This is a genomic window from Paenibacillus sp. FSL W7-1332, from assembly GCF_037969785.1.
GTDB lineage: Bacteria > Bacillota > Bacilli > Paenibacillales > Paenibacillaceae > Paenibacillus_AQ.
Genome location: NZ_CP150209.1, coordinates 2,142,878 through 2,160,670 on the forward strand (window position 1 = coordinate 2,142,878; position 17,793 = coordinate 2,160,670).

Genomic DNA, 17,793 nt, shown 5'->3' on the forward strand with positions numbered 1-17,793 from the left:
ATATTGATAAGGAACAGGTGACAGATGATGAGTGCAGATCAACGTAAAGATTGGGATACTTATTTCATGGATATTGCCTTTATGGTTTCAACCCGCTCCCAATGCCCGCGACGTCATGTCGGGGCGGTGCTGGTGCAGGGGAAGAAGCTGCTCGGGACGGCTTATAACGGCGCGCCGATGGGGGTGCCTGATTGCTCGGAAGCGGGCTGTATGATCGCCGAGGATTATGAACTGGTCGTGCAGGACGGCAAGGAGAGCATGGTGAAGAAACAGCGCTGCATCCGGACGATTCATGCCGAGCAGAATCTGCTGTTATTCACGGACCGGATCGATCGGGAAGGCAGCACGGTGTACGTGACGGATGAGCCCTGCTGGACCTGTGCGAATATGCTTGCCAACAGCGGCATTGTCGAGGTTGTGTTCCACCGTCCTTATCCGAAGGATTCGGGCAAGGTGTCCCGCATGATGGAACAGAAGGGGATTTTGTTCCGGCAGCTTGAAGCGTATGAGCCGCCGCGCGAAACCTTGATGACGGTAGCGGAATGATTCATGTATAAGGTTACGGAACAAAATGAATAGAAAGTCACAGAGGAAGGACCTTTGACTGCGATATGCAGGCAAGGGTCCTTTTTTATTTAATGATGAAGGGATTTGTTGGAATCATGAAGCGAAGGCCATTACTTGTGTTTACCGTGATGTGGGTAATCGGCAGCGGTGCTGCATGCCTGTACGACGGATGGAGGCTGGCCATGATTGCAGCCGGGCTGATTCTCATCCTGTTTGCTGTATGTCATTGGGCTGGGGCAGGGCGGCTTTTTACGCTCTGCATGCTGTTCTCCTTGTGCATGTCGGGTACTTACTGGGAATGGCATGACGCGGCCAATGTAAGTGATTTTGAGCCGGTCCTCTCAGGGGAGACATCGACGGACGCTGTACCTGTTACTGCCTTTGGTGTAATCACAACCCCAATAGAAGTGGATGGCGACCGCGCGGATTTCAATGTTGCCCTACATCAAGCTGATCTCAAGCTAACAAAGCCTCCAGAGTCCCAAAAACAAGCGAATCCGGAAAACGGCACCTTGCTGAAGACGGATGATATCGTCAGGGTTCAAGTGAAACTAATGGACAAAAAGGAGCTGGAGATAGTTCAGCGATGGCAGCGCGGGGACCGCGTAGAGCTGACCGGAGAGCTGCAAAAACCTGGAGAAGCTCGCAATTTTGACGGATTTAATTATGCTCAATATTTGCGAACCCAGAAGATTCATTGGATGATCAAAGTGAAGGGCTCTGACCTAGCGAAGGTCACCCCGCCTGACAGCTGGAATGTAAGTCATATTCTAAGATGGACGGATGCCGTTCGGCATAAGCTCGGGGGCAAGCTGGATCAATTGTATGGCGGAATCCATGCAGGGTATATGAAGGGACTTGTGATTGGCAATCAGGATGATTTGGATCCCGATACGTTTATGGAGTTCTCGCGTTTGGGGTTGACTCACATTCTTGCGATATCGGGCATGCATGTGGCAGTGATTGTGGGATGCCTCTTATTCGTATGCACAACCCTTCGAATGACGAGGGAGACCTCGCTGACTGTGGTTATGTGGCTGATTCCCGTTTATGTCCTGCTTACTGGGGCAAGTCCGTCTATTATCCGTGCCGGCATCATGGGGATGATCGGTTTGTATGCCGCACGGCGGCGACTTTTGAAGGATGGACTGCATATTCTTAGTGTTGCCGCGCTCGTCATGCTGCTGTGGAACCCGTATTTTCTCGTGAACGTCAGCTTTCAGCTGTCATTCATCGTAACGGCAGGCTTGATGATCTTCGTACCGAAGCTGATGCCGCTCCTGTCATTCTTGCCCCGCTGGCTTGCGGGAACCGTTGGAATCACGGTCGTAGCGCAGCTGATCTCCTTTCCCCTAACCATTTATTATTTTAACCAGGTGTCGCTGATATCTGTCTTCGCCAATTTGATCCTGGTTCCGGTGATTAGCCTTGTCGTTCTTCCGTTAGGAATGGTGTCTTTGCTGATGGGGTGGGTATGGATGCGCGGAGCTGGCTGGTTGGCAGCTGTGACCGAATGGTTAAACCAAATGACGTTCCGTGTCGTTGAATGGATGAATGGTTCATCCGCTTTGATGACGTTGTGGCCGTCCCCGTCGTTAGCCTGGATCTTATGTTATTTTGTTGTGCTGTATTCGCTGCTCTCCATTCTGAAGATGAGATCCGAAAATGGCGAAGGAGAGCGGAGCGGGGCGGACGATACCGTTCCATTGGAAGGACGCGAATCCTTGGATAGTAAAAGAGATTTGTCTGGGGCAACCGGCATGTTTCCGCTCGTGGATCAATGGGCCGATGCGTTGCGATGGAGAGGTTTTTTTCGCGCCAGTGATTATATTGAACGCTATGCAGCGAGAGCCGCGATCGTCCTGCTGTCCGCAGCTTTGGTTTTTTTGCTGTACGGCGGCTATCAATCTCCATCGATGCACGGAGCGGGACTCGTGCAATTTCTGGATGTAGGACAAGGGGATTCGATCCTGGTAACAACACCTGAGGGCAAGCATATTCTCATTGACGGTGGTGGAACGGTGAATTTTCGTAAGGAAAAGGATGCTTGGAAGGAAAGGAAGGCCCCGTATGAGGTGGGAGCGAAGGTGGTGGTTCCGCTGTTGAAAAAAAGGGGCGTGCACCAGCTTGAGGCTGTCATCATGTCCCATGGAGATCAGGATCATATAGGCGGTCTTCAAGCTGTTTTGCAGGAAATCCCGGTAAAATCAGTTGTGTTTAACGGGACCTTGACTGACTCCGCTTCCTTCCGGAAGCTGATGTTAACCGCCGTACAGCAGCACATTCCCATATACGAGGCTGGAGTGGATCGGGAAGTATGGAAGCTTGACAGCCATACGGAAATCCAATTTCTAGCGCCTATTTTCCCAGAAAGTGGAGAAACCATAAAACCATTACCGTTGATTAAGGAGCAGAATCATGCTTCACTAGTATTTGTCCTTCAAATGAACGGCAGCCGGATCCTGTTTACGGGTGACACAGACCAAGCTGCCGAACATAAAATATTGTTGTATCTAGAGGAACGTTCTTCACAAGATGATATCATTTCACGGCATGCTGCTGCCGGTGACCGCATCGATGTCATGAAGGTTGCCCATCACGGCAGCAAAACCTCGACATCCGCGCTATGGCTGAATGCATGGAAGCCGAAGGCAGCGGTTATTTCCGCTGGCGTCAACAATATGTACGGCCACCCTCATCCGGATGTGGTAGGACGGTTGGAACGTTCCACGAATCTCATCTATCAGACCAATCTTCACGGTGAAATACAGATGAGGATCAAGGATGGACATATTGACACGCGTACGAAGCTTCCTTGAATAAACAGCCTGCTGTCCTTGGGACATCAATTCGTAGTATGATCTTTAATAGGAAAAATGCAGCGGTGACTATAATCTTTATATTTGGTATAGTTAGATGAAGTTTCCTAAAAAAATAATAGGTTACATACTGCAACATTTTTTTAATTTTATCCGTCTGTATGTATGCAGGGAGAGGGGGATCCACTGTGGTGGAGCAGGGACTCATAAGAGCCGCTCAATCGGGCGATCGCGACGCTCTAATCACCCTATTGCGAGAAATTGAGCAACATGTTTACCGAACTGCTTATTACATTTTAAACAATGAACAGGATGCTATGGATGCAGCCCAGGAAGCACTTATACGTGTATATACGAAGATTAACTCCTACGAGGAGAAGGCTCAGTTCAAAACTTGGGTCCAACGGATTGTCACCAACATATGCATTGATAAATTCCGCAGGACAAAGCCGACGGTTTCCATCGATGAACATGATCTGGTGTTTCGGGATAATCTCGATGTAGAACGGGAAGTGATGTCGGGATATCTGGCTCAGGATATTCAGGAAGCCATTAATCAACTGCCGGACCATCATCGTACGGTCATTGTCTTAAGGTATTTGCAGGATCTATCCTACAACGAAATTGCTGATTGTCTGAACCTCCCGCTCAATACGGTAAAATCCTATTTGTTCAGGGCCAGGCAGCAGCTGCAGAATATGCTCCAAGAGCATCAGAAAGGTGGTGTATCAGGATGAATTGCCAAGAGGTGGTGGAACGTATGCACCGGTATTTGGACCGGGATCTCACTTCGGAGGAGACGGCCCAAATGTATCAGCATATTGCCGTGTGCCCCATGTGTGCGGAGACCTTTAATATATTGAAATCATTGAACAGAGAGCTTGAGGATCTTCCGGCCGTAACCCCGCCTGTCAGTCTGGTAGACGCTATCATGCCTAGACTGGATGCCATTGACCGTGATCGCCAGAACCTTGTCGTACCTCCAGCACTGAAAAGCCAGGAGCCAGCCGAAATGATGCCGGAAATGCGGCGTCCGCGACGTGCGGGCAGCTGGTGGAGCACGATTGGCGGTAGAACTGCTATCGGGGCCGCCGCGGCTGTACTTATTCTCGGCGTAGCGATTTTTAATAATGAACCGAAGATGTTATCCGATGCGGAGCTTCCATACGAAGAGGCTAGCACGACCAGTGCCGGGGCGAATGACGAATCGGCTGCCACGCAGAATCAGGAAATGGCTCAGCCGTTTGCCGCCGAAGGCGGCACGGAGACGGGTGGCGAATCGAATGATGGGAACGATTCATCCGCAAGTCTGCGGAGTTCGCCATCGGAATCGTCACCGGAAGCCAATTCCGACCCTGCCTCGAATGATACGAAGGCAACACAGGAGCCATCGGATGCGGCTGATGGCACCAGTAAAGATGTTACAGCACCCGATAAACCGGTTCAGATGAAAGATGTTGGGGAACCCCAAGCGCCAGACCAACCTGCAACGAGCAACAATGAGGTGCCAAAAACCGATACCGGAAGTCCGTCTGACCCTCCGGCGAATGAACCTGAGCAGAGTTCTGAAACCATGGATGTCCAGACGTCACCTACGGAACCGGATACCACGTCTGAGATGCTGCCTCCAATTAGCGATCCTGCCGGTGATGCGGTCATGGAAAGCGCCGAATCATCCGACAGGTCATCCGGATCGTACCAAGGACTGGCGATGGTGCCGGAACAGTGGTCGTCCCCGGACGGTCTCTACCGAGCCTCGCTCGAGGCCGATCATCTGATTATCTATCGTCTGCCATCGGGAAGCCAAACTTCGCCTGATGCGGTTGAAACGGTTGAGACAATTCCGCTCGGCGGAAGCTGGGTATCCGGTCAATGGTCCGAGGATGGCTTAACGTTCAAGTATAAGGTGCAGACCGATAACGAATTGGTTGAATCCGTCTATTCCATTGAGAAGTCCCCGCCACCGGCATCTACGGGGCAGAAGCAGCCTAAATCATAGAGATGTTCAGAGAAATGTTCAGAGATATATACAATCGGTGCACCAATGCCGGGAGATATGAATACACTATATATTAGAGAGAGCATGATACCAACTACCGTCGTATGACCGGCGGCGAGGTGTTTCTAGAGCATACTTGCCGGCGTTTATATAGATGTGTTGGGACGAAGGGACCTTGCCGCTGCCAAAGCCGAGGTCTCTTTGTTTTCGTGCGGACGATTGCATTTTTATCTTGTCGTCTCGCATTCAGGCACACTTTTTTGGTATAGTGTACAGAGTAGAAAGGGGGGACGCCGATGGATGCCAAAGCGGCGGCCAAGGCGGTTAAGCAGGGAGAGGTGTCTGCCGTCTATTTGTTGTATGGCAGCGAGAAATTTCAAATGAAGGAATTCGCCGAATTTCTGGAAGCCCAGCTAATCCCGAAAGAAGACCGTGATTTTGCCCTCGTTCATATGGATTTAGGGGAAGTTCCGATTCAAACCGTTATTGAAGAAGCGGAGACGGTTCCTTTTATGGTTCAAAAAAAACTGATCATGGTCAGGGATACGGCTTTTTTTACCGCAGCAAAAGATAACGGGAAAGTGGATCATCGTCCAGAGGCTTTGCTGGACTATTTGACCAATCCTGCTGATTATAGTGTGATTGTCTTTATGGTTGGACAAGAAAAGCTGGATGAACGGAAGAAGGTAGTCAAGGCAGTCAAGAAATCGGGGGTTGCTTTGTCCTTCATGCCTTTGGGCGGGGAGGATTTGCTTCGCTGGGTGGACAAGCAGGTAAAGAAAAGCGACTGCACGTTGCGGGAAGGTGCGGCGGAAGCGATCGTGCGAAATGCGGGAACCAGCCTTCAGGCATTATCAGGTGAGATCGAAAAGCTGTGCTTATATGCTGGCGCTGGCGGCGTGATTGATGTCGCAACCGTGGATATGCTGGTGGCGCGCAGTACGGAACAGAATGTATTTGCGCTTGTAGAGGATATTGCGAATCTTCGATTGGACAAGGCGCTCGGAATTTATTACGAACTGCTGAAGCAGCGCGAGGAGCCGATCAAGATTGCTGCGCTGATTACCAGACAGTTCCGGATTATTCTGCAGGTGAAGACTTTATCCACCCAGAGCTACTCACAGCAGCAAATTGCATCCCAGATCGGATTGCATCCCTATGCGGTGAAGATTGCGGGCGAGCAAGCCCGAAAGTTTGAGACAGCTCGCCTTGAAGGCATACTGAACCATCTGGCGAATCTGGATTACCAGATGAAGACCGGGGCCGTGGATAAGGTGCTGGGCATTGAATTGTTTTTGCTGCGGCTTGGTGCGTAAAGACCATCCGCAACAAGTTAAGAGCGTACGACTGCGGGAGCAGTCATACGCTCTTTTTCTTTCGAGATCAGAAAGCATGGACAACAGAGCCTTACCGACCTGATCCCGCAAGAAAAACAGTCCGCTATAAGCGGTCTGTCTACGAGAAGAGCATGTCGATCAATGTACCACAAAAAGCCCTGAGCAGCGTGAACTGTTCAGGGCTTTTTCCATGTCGTATTCAACAAACGTTACTTACGCTTGGGACGTAAGAGCGTTCAGTCTTTTCGCCAGACGGGACTTTTTGCGGGCAGCTGCGTTCTTATGGATCAGGCCCTTCGTAACGGCTTTATCAAGCTTCTTGGAAGCAGCTTGGAAAGCAACTTTAGCAGCTTCGATTTCTGTACCGTTCAACGCTACGTCAGCAGTTTTAACAGCTGTGCGAAGCGCGGATTTTTGAGAAATGTTAAGCGCGTGGCGTTTGTCACTTGTCTTTACACGTTTAATCGCGGATTTGATGTTTGGCATTACATTCACCTCCTGTAAGGCATTTCAATAGAGCGAAATGATTCACAACTTAAAATATTTTAGCATGGGGGTGGACAAAAAGCAATACTCATTCGGACTTCTGCATAATCTCTCCCGTACTCTCGCACACTACTAGCAATATGAGGAGGAGTGTGAATTTAGATGGATCTGGATCTGCAAAAATATTCGGTCCGAACGGACCTGGCGGTGGAATCAAGAGAACTGGCGGGAGGAAAAGGCAATGCGCCTATTCCTGGTGTGATGGAGGATGTGGTGCAGGAGGACGGAATCAAGATTACAAGGCTGGACGTGGAAAACGAAGCAGCCTCTACGCAAATCGGCAGAGTGAAGGGCCATTACGTCACGTTGGAGGTGCCCGATCTTCGCAAGGGGGATACGGAGCTTCAAGATCAGGTGTCCGTTGTCTTCGCCCGTGAGTTCGAGGCATTCATGTCCCGGATCGGGATCGGACCCAAGGCAAGCGTGCTCATTGTCGGGCTTGGCAACTGGAATGTGACGCCGGATTCGCTGGGACCGCTTGTGGTGGAGAACGTGATGGTCACCCGTCAGTATTTCGAGCTTATGCCGGATCGGGTAGCGCCAGGTTATCGTCAGGTTAGTGCCGTAGCGCCTGGTGTGCTCGGTCTGACAGGGATTGAATCCAGCGAAACGGTTCAAGGGATCGTGGAACAAATCCGTCCTGACCTGATCATCGCCATTGATGCTCTGGCTTCGCGTTCGCTGGAGCGTGTGAATACGACCATCCAGATTGCGGATATCGGGATCCACCCCGGCTCTGGTGTCGGCAATAAACGCAAGGGATTGACGCAGGAGATTCTTGGAGTTCCCTGCATTGCCATCGGTGTTCCAACCGTCTGCTATGCTTCCACCATCGTTAATAACGCAATTGAGCTCATGAAGTCCCATTTTGGCGAAGGTGCGCCGGAGACGGGCAAAATTATGGGTATGCTTCATGATATACCCGAAGGTGAGCGCCTCGCGCTGGTGAAGGAGGTGCTGGAGCCGCTGGGCCATGACCTTATCGTAACGCCTAAGGAGATTGACGAATTTATAGAGGACATCGCCAATATCGTCGCAACCGGCCTGAATGCAGCGCTGCATGAGGCTGTGGATCCCGGCAATGTAGGTGCATACACGCACTAACCCGGTATAAAAGCTCCGAATCTATCGGAGCTTTTATATTTTTCATGGATCTAGTTCTATCGATTCTCCCCGGTTCATAGATTTGAAATATAAGAGATTACGAAAGTCGCGGGAACGGCGGAATGATGGCCGGATAGGTCCCGGCGAACCGAGGAGGACATCGTTATGAACAATCGCAAGTTTCGCATCTGGAATATTGCCAGGCTGAAGCGTAAGGTCATGGAAGGTCTGAGCATGGGTCGAACGCTCATTATACTGATGCTAGGCTCTCTTATATTTTTTATTTTGCTAGGGCTTGGAGGGATGGCGGAACAGCGGATGAATTCCTCGCCCGTGTCGTCCATGAAAGGATTGGCCGCTTCGTTATCCAGCCATTTTTTCATCGATATGATCGGCATGGAGATGCCGCATATGACGGCTTCCAAGGAGACCTCAAGCTTCTCCGGCGAGAAAATGTCGACCTTCGTCTTTGAATTGCTCACGAGCGTGAACCCGAGGGACCCGAAAAGCCTGCTTGCGGGCGAATTGCCCGGCATGAAGGCAAATCAACCGGTGCAGCTGTCACATGGCTCCGGGAACGAGGATGGGGAAGCACCGGCGGATTACCGGCCGGATCCCGCCGAGGAGCAGGCGGAAGGCGACCCTGCTGATGCCGGGGAAGAGCCGCCGCAAGGCGGTCGGGGTATCGGCAATGAAGATAATGGCGAGGATGTCCCGGATCAGGGCACGGAAGACGAGCCTGGCAGTAAGAATGACCCTGGAAGCACCTCCAAGGATGGAAAGTCTACGAATGGAAAGAAAGCCGTACTCATCTATCATTCGCACCCACAGGAAGCATATAACCCGCTGCTAACGCATCCATCCGATAATCCGGGGGCTGTATCCCCAAGCAAGAACGTCATGCTGGTGGGCAGCTTTCTGAGTAAAAGACTTGAGGCCAACGGAATTGGGACCCTGCATGATAAAAGTGACTATCAATCTACCATTGAAGGATACAATTATAACTTTTCTTATAAATACTCGCGCCAGATGGTCATGGAGGCCATGTCCCAGAACGACGGCATTCATTACCTGATCGATATCCATCGGGATTCGCAGCGGTATAACAAAACGACGGCAACCGTAAACGGCGTTAACTACGCCAAGGTTTACTTCATCATCGGTCATGCGAACGAGAACTGGAGACAGAACGAGGCGTTTGCAAGCAAAATCAATGCCAAGCTGGAAAAATCCTATCCTGGGGTGTCTCGAGGCGTGTGGGGCAAATCAGCGGATCAAGGGAACGGGGAATATAATCAATCCCTGTCGCCAAACAGTATTCTGATCGAAATCGGCGGCATCGATAATACGAAGGAAGAATTGCAGCGGACAGCTGAAGCGTTGGCGGACATCATTGCAGATGTGTACTGGCAGGAGCAAGAGGCGGAGAAAGCCAGCGTGAAAAAAGACAACGATCAAACGAAGAAGCAGTCCGTTTCCGCGGGAACCAAGGGCGGAAGCAAAAAAGGAACAGAGGATCAAGCAGCCAAAGCAGGCTAACAGCTCGGCGGTAAGTGCAAGTGCGCCAAGTGTGAACGGGTAAATCGGGGAGGGACTCAGTGATGTCAAGAATGGGAAAACGGTTGGTGGCTCTTATCATATGGACAGGCATCGGCATATTGGTCGGCATGCAGCTTGGCGGGGCAAAAGCACCAGTACCGGCAGACGGTACCGGAGCCGTGCAAACTGTGCAGCAAAACCATGCTCAGGATCCGCAAGGCGGGGCTGCTCAAGGGAATGGATGGGGAGGGACACGCAAGACCCCTCCCGTATCAGAGTCCGCTGTTCTAGAAGAAGATGCTCGTAAGACCTTGCCCGAATATGAGCCGACGCCTAGCGACATCCTGCTTCCCGAGCGTTCGCAACCGCCTGCCGATGTGCTGGCCGATAAGACGGCAGGTCTGCTTCAGCAGTTGTCTGACAAAAGCATACGCTGGGTCGTATCGATGTTCGGATCGATCACGGAATAAATTCACCTTTATTCTCAGCATTGCTGTGCATCCCCTCAACTGGTATAATAAGTTGATTCAAACATCTGGTGGTTGTTGGGGGTTAGGCATGACAGACGTACAAGCAAGACAACAAAAAATTCGTAATTTCTGTATCATTGCACATATAGACCATGGGAAATCGACGCTTGCTGACCGTATATTGGAATTTACGGGCGCATTAACTTCGCGTGAAATGCAAGAGCAGGTACTGGATCAGATGGATCTGGAGAGAGAACGCGGGATTACCATCAAGCTGCAGGCGGTTCGCCTGAATTACAAATCCGATGACGGCGAGGAGTATATATTGAATCTGATTGATACTCCAGGGCACGTCGACTTTACGTATGAGGTATCCCGAAGCCTGGCCGCTTGTGAAGGCGCGCTGCTCGTAGTTGATGCTGCACAGGGAATTGAAGCGCAGACATTGGCCAACGTATATCTGGCACTGGATAACAATCTTGAAATTCTGCCTGTCATTAACAAGATAGACTTGCCAAGCGCCGATCCTGAGCGGGTGAAACAGGAAGTTGAGGATGTCATCGGTCTGGATGCCAGCGATGCCGTATTAGCTTCTGCCAAGGCCGGCATCGGAATCAAGGAAATTCTGGAGCAGGTGGTTCAGAAAGTTCCTGCGCCAACCGGCGATTCGGAAGAACCGCTGAAAGCGCTGATTTTCGACTCCCATTATGATCCTTACAAAGGCGTTATCGTATATGTGCGCGTTATTGACGGAAGCATTAAAGCCGGCTCCAAGATCAAAATGATGGCTACCGGCAAAACCTTCGAGGTCATTGAGGTGGGGGCGTTTAAGCCGCGCATGTCCATCGTGGACGAGCTTAACGTCGGCGATGTCGGTTTCATCGTGGCTGGTATCAAGAGCGTTGGCGATACGCAGGTCGGTGATACGGTAACGGATGCCAAGCGTCCGACGGCCCAGCCGCTTCCGGGTTACCGCAAAATCAACCCGATGGTATTCTGCGGACTGTATCCAATCGAAACGTCAGACTACAATGATCTGCGCGAGGCGCTTGAGAAGCTGCAGCTTAATGATGCATCGCTCAGCTTTGAGCCGGAGACATCCAGCGCGCTCGGATTCGGTTTCCGTTGCGGATTCCTTGGCCTGCTGCACATGGATGTCATCCAGGAGCGGATTGAACGAGAGTTTAACATACCGCTGATTACGACTGCGCCGAGCGTTATTTACCGCATTACGCTGACGAACGGAGAGCAGATCCAGATCGATAACCCGTCTCATTATCCTGAGGTGGGCAAGGTCGATTATGTCGAAGAGCCTTATGTTAAAGCAGGCATTATCGTTCCGAACGATTATGTCGGAGCGATCATGGAACTCTGCCAGAATAAACGCGGCGAATTCGTAAACATGGAATACCTGGACACAACGCGCGTTACCATTACCTATGAAATTCCGCTGTCGGAAATCGTGTATGATTTCTTCGACCAATTGAAATCGAGCACCAAAGGATATGCTTCATTCGATTATGAGCTGTCCGGGTACCGTCGATCCAATCTGGTCAAAATGGACATTTTGCTCAATGCCGAGCAGGTGGATGCCTTGTCCTTTATCGTGCACAAGGACCGTGCTTATCACCGCGGGCGGGCGATTTGCGAGAAGCTGCGTGAGCTGATTCCTCGTCAAATGTTCGAAGTGCCGATTCAAGCTTCTGTCGGTACCAAGGTTGTTGCCCGTGAAACGGTTAAAGCGATGCGCAAAAACGTCCTTGCCAAGTGTTACGGCGGTGACATCTCCCGTAAACGGAAACTCCTTGAGAAGCAGAAGGAAGGTAAGAAACGGATGAAGCAAGTCGGCAGCGTTGAAGTGCCGCAGGAAGCCTTCATGGCGGTACTGAAAATCGACGACAAGTAAATTTTGCATAGGAATGCCAGCCCAAGAGTTAACAGGGTAGGCTGTCCTGCGTATATAGTCTTATGAAGTAAATGATGGGAAAGCCGATTCTCGGCTTTCCTTTCTTTCATTCCAAGAAGCATAGCGTTATAGTAGAGAAGGAACTTTCGAGAAGTTACTTAAAAGAGGTTGTTCAAAAAGTCATCTTTTGATCACGAAGCAGCACATGAAGCTTAATCGACATCGAATATTGAATTCAGCCGGGCCTTCCGGTGCTCACGTAGGTTTTGCCTACGCTCCGCTCCTGACGTCCCTAGCTTCATCCAACCTTCTCGGTGCTGAAAACCTGACTTTTTGAACTCGCACTTAAAGTAAGTCATGCCAGAGGTGTACATGAGGGGGCAAGAAAAGAATGACGGCAAACGATCAACGGACGGAAGCGGTGTACATCCACATTCCGTTTTGTACCAATAAATGTTTTTACTGCGACTTCAATTCCTACGTGTTGAAAGATCAGCCGGTAATGGATTATCTTCGCGCGCTGGATAAGGAAATGGAGCTGACCGTTAAGGCCAACCCGCCTGGACGAATCAAAAGCATATTTGTAGGCGGCGGGACTCCAACGGTGCTGAAGCCGGATGAAATGGAATACTTCTTGCAGAGCGTGAAGCGCCATTTTCCGGAATGGTCCGATGACATTGAATTTTCGATGGAAGCCAATCCCGGCACTACGGATTTGGAGAAGCTGTCCGTCATGCGCGAAGGCGGCGTGAACCGCATCAGCTTCGGGGTGCAGGCCTTCCAGAACAGCTTGCTGACCGGCATCGGTCGGATTCATGATACGGATGATGTGTATCGAAGTCTCGAGAACGCCAGAAGAGCAGGCTTTGATAACATGTCCATCGATTTGATGTTCGGGCTCCCGAACCAAACCTTGGACATGCTTGCGGAAAGCGTGGATAAGGCGCTGGAGCTTGGACTCCCGCATTATTCAATCTACAGCCTGAAGGTTGAAGAAAACACGCTGTTCCATACGATGTACCAGCGAAACCAGCTGCCGCTTCCGGATGAGGAGGACGAGCTGAATATGTATCTTCTATTAATGGAGCGGATGCAGGCTGCCGGATATAAACAGTATGAGATCAGTAATTTTGCCAAACCCGGCTTTGAGAGCCGGCATAATATGACGTATTGGCGCAACGAGGATTATTATGGCTTGGGCGCGGGAGCGCACGGATACATTGGTCGTCAGCGCCATGTAAACATTAAAGGCGTCAACCCATATAATGAAGCAGCGAATCAAGGACTTCCGCGATTGGAGAGCTTTGAGGTATCAAGAGAAGAAGCGATGGAGGATTTCCTCATGGTTGGGCTCCGAGTCCTGGATGGCGTTTCGCGCAGCCGGTTCCGGCAGCAATTCGGGATTTCTATGGAAGAGGTATTCGCCGGCCCGCTGAATAAAATGGTAGGTGCGGGACTTCTCGATTCCACGGATGATGGATATAAACTGAGCAGTAAAGGCATTCTGTTCGGCAACGATGTGTTTGCCGAATTTATAGGCAGCTTGTCAACAAATTAATCTATTGAACTTATATGCGCTCTGTTGTATATTTATTCATAACATGACGGAGCGTGTAAAGGGGAGACGGACAACAATGTCGGCGGTATGCAGAAAGGCGAAGTTAGAAGATGTCGAGCCGCTGTATCAGATGATTCAGGGTTATGCGGAAAAGGGCATTATGCTGCCCCGGTCCAAAAAAGTGCTGGAGAAACAGATCGGGGAATTCGTTGTGGCCGAGTCTGAAGGGAACGTGATCGGCTGCGGTTCCTTGTGCCAGCTGGGAAATGATCTGGTAGAGATTCGTTCACTCGGCATCTCCGATGGTTATAAAGGGCAAGGAATCGGCTCCATGCTGGTGGATTCCCTTCTGGAAGAAGCGAAACGGCGCGAGCTTCCGAAAGTGATGGCCTTGACGTACGAGGTATCCTTTTTCATCAAAAACGGCTTTGCCGTTGTGGAAAAGGAGATTTTCCCGGAGAAAGTGTGGACCGACTGCATTCACTGCAAGAAGCAGCACGCTTGTGACGAAATAGCTGTTCTTAAAGTACTGAACTGACTTGACAATCCTCAGGTCGGTTTGGTATTTTTGTTATATCGGTTAGCACTCGATGGCGATGAGTGCTAACGAAAGTGAAATTAAGCAGTCAGCAAGGAGGGGAGCGACATGTTAACAGATCGTCAACGCATGATTTTGAATGCCATTGTGGATGACTATATCCGTTCTGCCGAGCCGGTTGGTTCAAGAAGCATTTCCAAACGCGGGGATGTCGGATACAGTCCGGCAACCATTCGTAACGAGATGGCTGATCTGGAGGAACTCGGATTTCTGGAGCAGCCTCATACATCAGCTGGACGAATTCCGTCACATAAAGGATATCGTTATTATGTTGATCATCTCACGTCGTCGTTTTCCTTGAACCCTGCGGAACTGCATATGATGAAATCCTTTTTTGCAGAAAAGCTGAACGTGATGGAGCAGATGATACAGCATACAGCTGGCATTCTGTCTCAAATGACTAATTACACTTCCATCCTGCTGGGACCGGAAGTTTTTCATACGTCTTTGCGTCATTTCCAGCTTCTTCCTCTCCATGAGGATCAAGCGGTAGCCATCATCGTAACCAGCACAGGGCAAGTCGAGAACAAGATTGTTTCGATTCCGCAGGGTGTGTCCGTTTCCGATCTGGAGCAAGTGGTCAATCTTCTGAACAAGAAGCTGGTCAACGTGCCTCTATATAAACTCAAGACCCGTTTGTATACGGAGATTGGCGAGGAAATGCAGCGGCATATTTCACATTATGAAGACCTCATGAGTATGCTGGATATCGCCCTTAACAATGAACCGGACCATCGCGGCGTATATCTTAGCGGCACGACCCACATGCTGAATCAGCCGGAGTTCAAGGATGTGGATAAGGTAAGGGAGATTTTCGAGCTTCTGGAACAGACACCCGCACTGTTGAAACTCATGGCTCCTGCTCCCGGTGAGCATGGTGTCCAAGTGAAGATCGGTACGGAAAATACGCATGAAGCGATTTCCAATTGCAGTTTGATTACTGCGACTTATTCGATAGATGGAAAAGCGCTCGGTTCGATTGGTATTCTCGGTCCTACAAGAATGGAATATGCACGGGTGATCGGCATCTTGAACGTGTTATCCCATGATCTGACGAAGCTGCTGTCACACTGGTACAAATAAAGGAGTGAGACAGATGAGCCAAGGACAACATAGCCAAGTGGACGGAGATGAACGTTATTCTACGCTATTAAACAACAGTAATGCCGTCCGGGCCGTCACGTCCGCTGTAGAAGGCACGCTTGGACCGAAGGGGCTCGACGTGATGCTGGTAGGTCCCCGCGGCGAAGTGGTCATTACCAATGACGGGGTAACGATTCTGGATAAAATGGATGTCACCCACCCGGCTGCCCGCCTTCTCATTCAGGTGGCAAGAGCGCAGCAGGAGAAAATCGGCGACGGAACCACAACGGCTACCGTGCTTGCAGGAGCACTTGTGCAGGAAGGGGTTTCCCGCATCACCCGCGGGGTGCCTGCATCCAAGGTGGTGGAGGGGCTGCGTCAAGGAATCGAGAAGTCGATGGAGCTGTTAACCAAGCGGGTTCGGCTGATCGACGGATTGGATGATCCGCTGCTGGAACGGACGGTGTACGTTGCGGGGCGTGAACGGAAGGACATCGTGGAGCTGATTATGCAAGCTGCGAGGAAAGCCGGAATCACCCGTCTTCAGGATCCTTCCTACTCGCTCGCGGACAGTATAATTGCCCTGGAGAATGCCGAGAATGAAGTGTTTGAGGGGGTTCTGCTCCGGCAGCGACCGATCTTCGCCCGCGAGTCCAGGTCATATGACGATGCAAAAGTGTTGGTGCTGTTTGATTCCCTGGAGCCGGATGAGATCGATGAAGAGGCGCTCACAACCGAAGCCGGATTTGCGCAATATATGGATCTCCGAAAAGTGTTCGCTTCAGATTTGGAGAGATTGTCCGAGCTGTCCGTAAAACTCATCCTGCTTGAAAAAGGCATCCACCCGGATGCGGAGCAGTTTTGCCTGGATCACGGCATGATGGTTGTACCGCGCGTCTCCCGTGCGGATCTTCGCCGGGTAAGCGACATGACGGGAGCTACTCCCATACGCCGCAAGGCGTTACATAAAGACTCGAAGGAGCTTGCGGTCCTTCTGGGTGATACCCCGCGTGTCGCTTATGATGAAGGCATCGAGAAAATCCGGCTGTCCTGCGGCAGCCAAGACAAGGACCGTATCGTGACGGTCATTGTTGGGGCAAGCACTTCCGAGGTCGTAGGCGAAGCGGCCAGAATCGCTGGGGATGCGGCCTCGGCACTGCAGGCTGCCGTTTCCGGAGGGGTGCTTCCGGGCGGCGGGACAAGCGAACTCGCGGTGTCCTACGAGTTGGAACGGATCCGGGAGGCTCAGAAAGGCATGGAAGCCTTCGGCATGGAAGCCGTTTCGGCGGCTTTGCGCAAGCCGATGTCGCAGATACTTCTCAATGCCGGTTACAACCCGCTCGAGAAGATGGAAGAAGTGCGCGCTGCGCAAATCCGTGCAGACTCTGATTGCATGGGTATTGATTGCGACAGCGGCCGGGTTGTCGATTATGAGGAGCTGGGCGTGCTGGATCCGGCACCGGTTAAACTTCACGGCTTGCGGGCAGCCGGTGAAGTCGCAGCAGCCGTGCTGCGGATTCATCACGTCATCAAGATGAAAGAAATAGGCGAATAACGCTTAAGGTATAGAACAAATCACGGATAGACTGTTTTAGACTATGAAGGAGGTGAAGGCGTCTTGAATAAAGAGCATAAGGATGCCGTTCAAGATACAGTTACAGAAGAAATGATGGAAGAAACTTTGGAGAACACGCCAAATACGGGTGAGCGCGAGTCTGCAGAGGAAGCCGTAAATCCCGAACAGGAGATTCCTGTAACGGAATCGGCGGATGAAGCAGGTTCAGCAGAGCTTGAGAAGCTTCAGGCTGAGGTGCTGGAGCACCAGCAGCGTACCCTGCGAGTTCAAGCGGATTTTGACAACTTCCGTCGTCGCACCCAGAAGGAGAAAGAAGATCTGGGCAAATATGCATCTTCCAAACTGATTACGGAGCTTCTGCCCGTCATCGACAATTTTGAGCGTGCCCTTCAGGCATCCGAGGAGAACCCGGAGTTTGAATCCTTCTCCAAGGGAGTCAGCATGATCTTCCGCCAGTTGGAATCGGTCCTTGCTACCGAAGGCTTGACCGCGATGAAGAGTGTAGGCGAGCCGTTCAATCCGGAGTATCACCAAGCGATCATGCAGGTGGAAAGCGATGAATACGAGGAAGGCATCGTGGTTGAGGAAGTGCAGAAGGGGTATATGCTTAAAGATAAAGTGTTAAGACCTGCGATGGTTAAAGTGAGCATGTAAGCGACTTTCGATAGTCGTTTATCATATAAAAAATTGA

The 17,793-nt window shown here is 50.9% G+C and carries 15 protein-coding genes; 14 read left to right on the forward strand and 1 reads right to left on the reverse strand.

The genetic code is table 11. The features are described from left to right. The first annotated feature begins 27 nt into the window (after positions 1-27). The 5 genes from MKX98_RS09310 to holA all read left to right on the forward strand — a co-directional run bounded on the left by MKX98_RS09310 (position 28) and on the right by holA (position 6,701). Positions 28-546, forward strand: coding sequence for a dCMP deaminase family protein (locus MKX98_RS09310; RefSeq protein ID WP_100535884.1), 519 nt, complete (start codon positions 28-30; stop codon positions 544-546). A gap of 116 nt (positions 547-662) precedes the next feature. Continuing rightward, complete coding sequence (locus MKX98_RS09315) at positions 663-3,386, forward strand: ComEC/Rec2 family competence protein (RefSeq protein ID WP_339222730.1); 2,724 nt, start codon at positions 663-665, stop codon at positions 3,384-3,386. 188 nt (positions 3,387-3,574) lie between these two features. Further along, positions 3,575-4,123, forward strand: a complete 549-nt coding sequence (locus MKX98_RS09320; protein WP_036644490.1) for a sigma-70 family RNA polymerase sigma factor — start codon at positions 3,575-3,577, stop codon at positions 4,121-4,123. Continuing rightward, positions 4,120-5,385, forward strand: a complete 1,266-nt coding sequence (locus MKX98_RS09325) for a zf-HC2 domain-containing protein (RefSeq protein ID WP_339222732.1) — start codon at positions 4,120-4,122, stop codon at positions 5,383-5,385. The genes MKX98_RS09320 and MKX98_RS09325 overlap by 4 nt, the downstream gene beginning before the upstream one ends. Positions 5,386-5,681: 296 nt before the next feature. Next, a complete protein-coding gene (holA, locus tag MKX98_RS09330) occupies positions 5,682-6,701 on the forward strand; it encodes a DNA polymerase III subunit delta (RefSeq protein WP_220686066.1) in 1,020 nt (339 codons plus the stop codon). A 234-nt stretch (positions 6,702-6,935) separates the two neighbouring features. Here holA and rpsT read toward each other — a convergent pair whose 3' ends face one another. Beyond that, positions 6,936-7,208 (reverse strand): 30S ribosomal protein S20, encoded by a 273-nt coding sequence (rpsT, locus tag MKX98_RS09335; RefSeq protein WP_053489175.1) that lies wholly within the window; start codon positions 7,206-7,208, stop codon positions 6,936-6,938. Positions 7,209-7,370: 162 nt separating this feature from the next. Between rpsT and gpr the strand changes: the two genes are divergently transcribed. From gpr to grpE, 9 genes are all read left to right on the forward strand, one after another. Beyond that, positions 7,371-8,372 (forward strand): GPR endopeptidase, encoded by a 1,002-nt coding sequence (gene gpr, locus MKX98_RS09340; protein ID WP_194541618.1) that lies wholly within the window; start codon positions 7,371-7,373, stop codon positions 8,370-8,372. A gap of 165 nt (positions 8,373-8,537) precedes the next feature. Next, a complete protein-coding gene (locus MKX98_RS09345) occupies positions 8,538-9,911 on the forward strand; it encodes a stage II sporulation protein P (protein ID WP_194541619.1) in 1,374 nt (457 codons plus the stop codon). Positions 9,912-9,973: 62 nt separating this feature from the next. Beyond that, positions 9,974-10,381, forward strand: coding sequence for a hypothetical protein (locus MKX98_RS09350; protein WP_233354798.1), 408 nt, complete (start codon positions 9,974-9,976; stop codon positions 10,379-10,381). 88 nt (positions 10,382-10,469) lie between these two features. Next, positions 10,470-12,287, forward strand: a complete 1,818-nt coding sequence (gene lepA, locus MKX98_RS09355) for a translation elongation factor 4 (protein ID WP_194541621.1) — start codon at positions 10,470-10,472, stop codon at positions 12,285-12,287. A gap of 391 nt (positions 12,288-12,678) precedes the next feature. Next, positions 12,679-13,845 carry a radical SAM family heme chaperone HemW gene (gene hemW, locus MKX98_RS09360; protein WP_339222736.1) on the forward strand — a complete coding sequence of 389 codons (1,167 nt, stop codon included), beginning with the start codon at positions 12,679-12,681 and terminating at the stop codon, positions 13,843-13,845. Positions 13,846-13,921: 76 nt separating this feature from the next. Beyond that, the gene (locus tag MKX98_RS09365; protein WP_100535892.1) at positions 13,922-14,383 is read left to right on the forward strand and encodes an N-acetyltransferase; all 462 of its coding nucleotides are present in this window, start codon (positions 13,922-13,924) and stop codon (positions 14,381-14,383) included. A 108-nt stretch (positions 14,384-14,491) separates the two neighbouring features. Continuing rightward, complete coding sequence (gene hrcA, locus MKX98_RS09370; RefSeq protein WP_071222916.1) at positions 14,492-15,526, forward strand: heat-inducible transcriptional repressor HrcA; 1,035 nt, start codon at positions 14,492-14,494, stop codon at positions 15,524-15,526. Between the two features lie 13 nt (positions 15,527-15,539). Further along, positions 15,540-17,081 (forward strand): TCP-1/cpn60 chaperonin family protein, encoded by a 1,542-nt coding sequence (locus MKX98_RS09375; protein WP_194541623.1) that lies wholly within the window; start codon positions 15,540-15,542, stop codon positions 17,079-17,081. 63 nt (positions 17,082-17,144) lie between these two features. Continuing rightward, complete coding sequence (gene grpE / locus MKX98_RS09380) at positions 17,145-17,756, forward strand: nucleotide exchange factor GrpE (protein ID WP_339222741.1); 612 nt, start codon at positions 17,145-17,147, stop codon at positions 17,754-17,756. The last annotated feature ends 37 nt before the right edge of the window (positions 17,757-17,793 follow it).

Excerpts from the sequence above, each read along its gene's own strand:
- MKX98_RS09310 (WP_100535884.1), top strand. The coding sequence starts at position 28 with ATGAGTGCAGATCAACGTAAAGATTGGGATACTTATTTCATGGATATT.
- MKX98_RS09315 (WP_339222730.1), top strand. The coding sequence starts at position 663 with ATGAAGCGAAGGCCATTACTTGTGTTTACCGTGATGTGGGTAATCGGC.
- MKX98_RS09325 (WP_339222732.1), top strand. The coding sequence starts at position 4,120 with ATGAATTGCCAAGAGGTGGTGGAACGTATGCACCGGTATTTGGACCGG.
- holA (WP_220686066.1), top strand. The coding sequence starts at position 5,682 with ATGGATGCCAAAGCGGCGGCCAAGGCGGTTAAGCAGGGAGAGGTGTCT.
- rpsT (WP_053489175.1), bottom strand. The coding sequence starts at position 7,208 with ATGCCAAACATCAAATCCGCGATTAAACGTGTAAAGACAAGTGACAAA.
- gpr (WP_194541618.1), top strand. The coding sequence starts at position 7,371 with ATGGATCTGGATCTGCAAAAATATTCGGTCCGAACGGACCTGGCGGTG.
- MKX98_RS09345 (WP_194541619.1), top strand. The coding sequence starts at position 8,538 with ATGAACAATCGCAAGTTTCGCATCTGGAATATTGCCAGGCTGAAGCGT.
- MKX98_RS09350 (WP_233354798.1), top strand. The coding sequence starts at position 9,974 with ATGTCAAGAATGGGAAAACGGTTGGTGGCTCTTATCATATGGACAGGC.
- lepA (WP_194541621.1), top strand. The coding sequence starts at position 10,470 with ATGACAGACGTACAAGCAAGACAACAAAAAATTCGTAATTTCTGTATC.
- hemW (WP_339222736.1), top strand. The coding sequence starts at position 12,679 with ATGACGGCAAACGATCAACGGACGGAAGCGGTGTACATCCACATTCCG.
- MKX98_RS09365 (WP_100535892.1), top strand. The coding sequence starts at position 13,922 with ATGTCGGCGGTATGCAGAAAGGCGAAGTTAGAAGATGTCGAGCCGCTG.
- hrcA (WP_071222916.1), top strand. The coding sequence starts at position 14,492 with ATGTTAACAGATCGTCAACGCATGATTTTGAATGCCATTGTGGATGAC.
- MKX98_RS09375 (WP_194541623.1), top strand. The coding sequence starts at position 15,540 with ATGAGCCAAGGACAACATAGCCAAGTGGACGGAGATGAACGTTATTCT.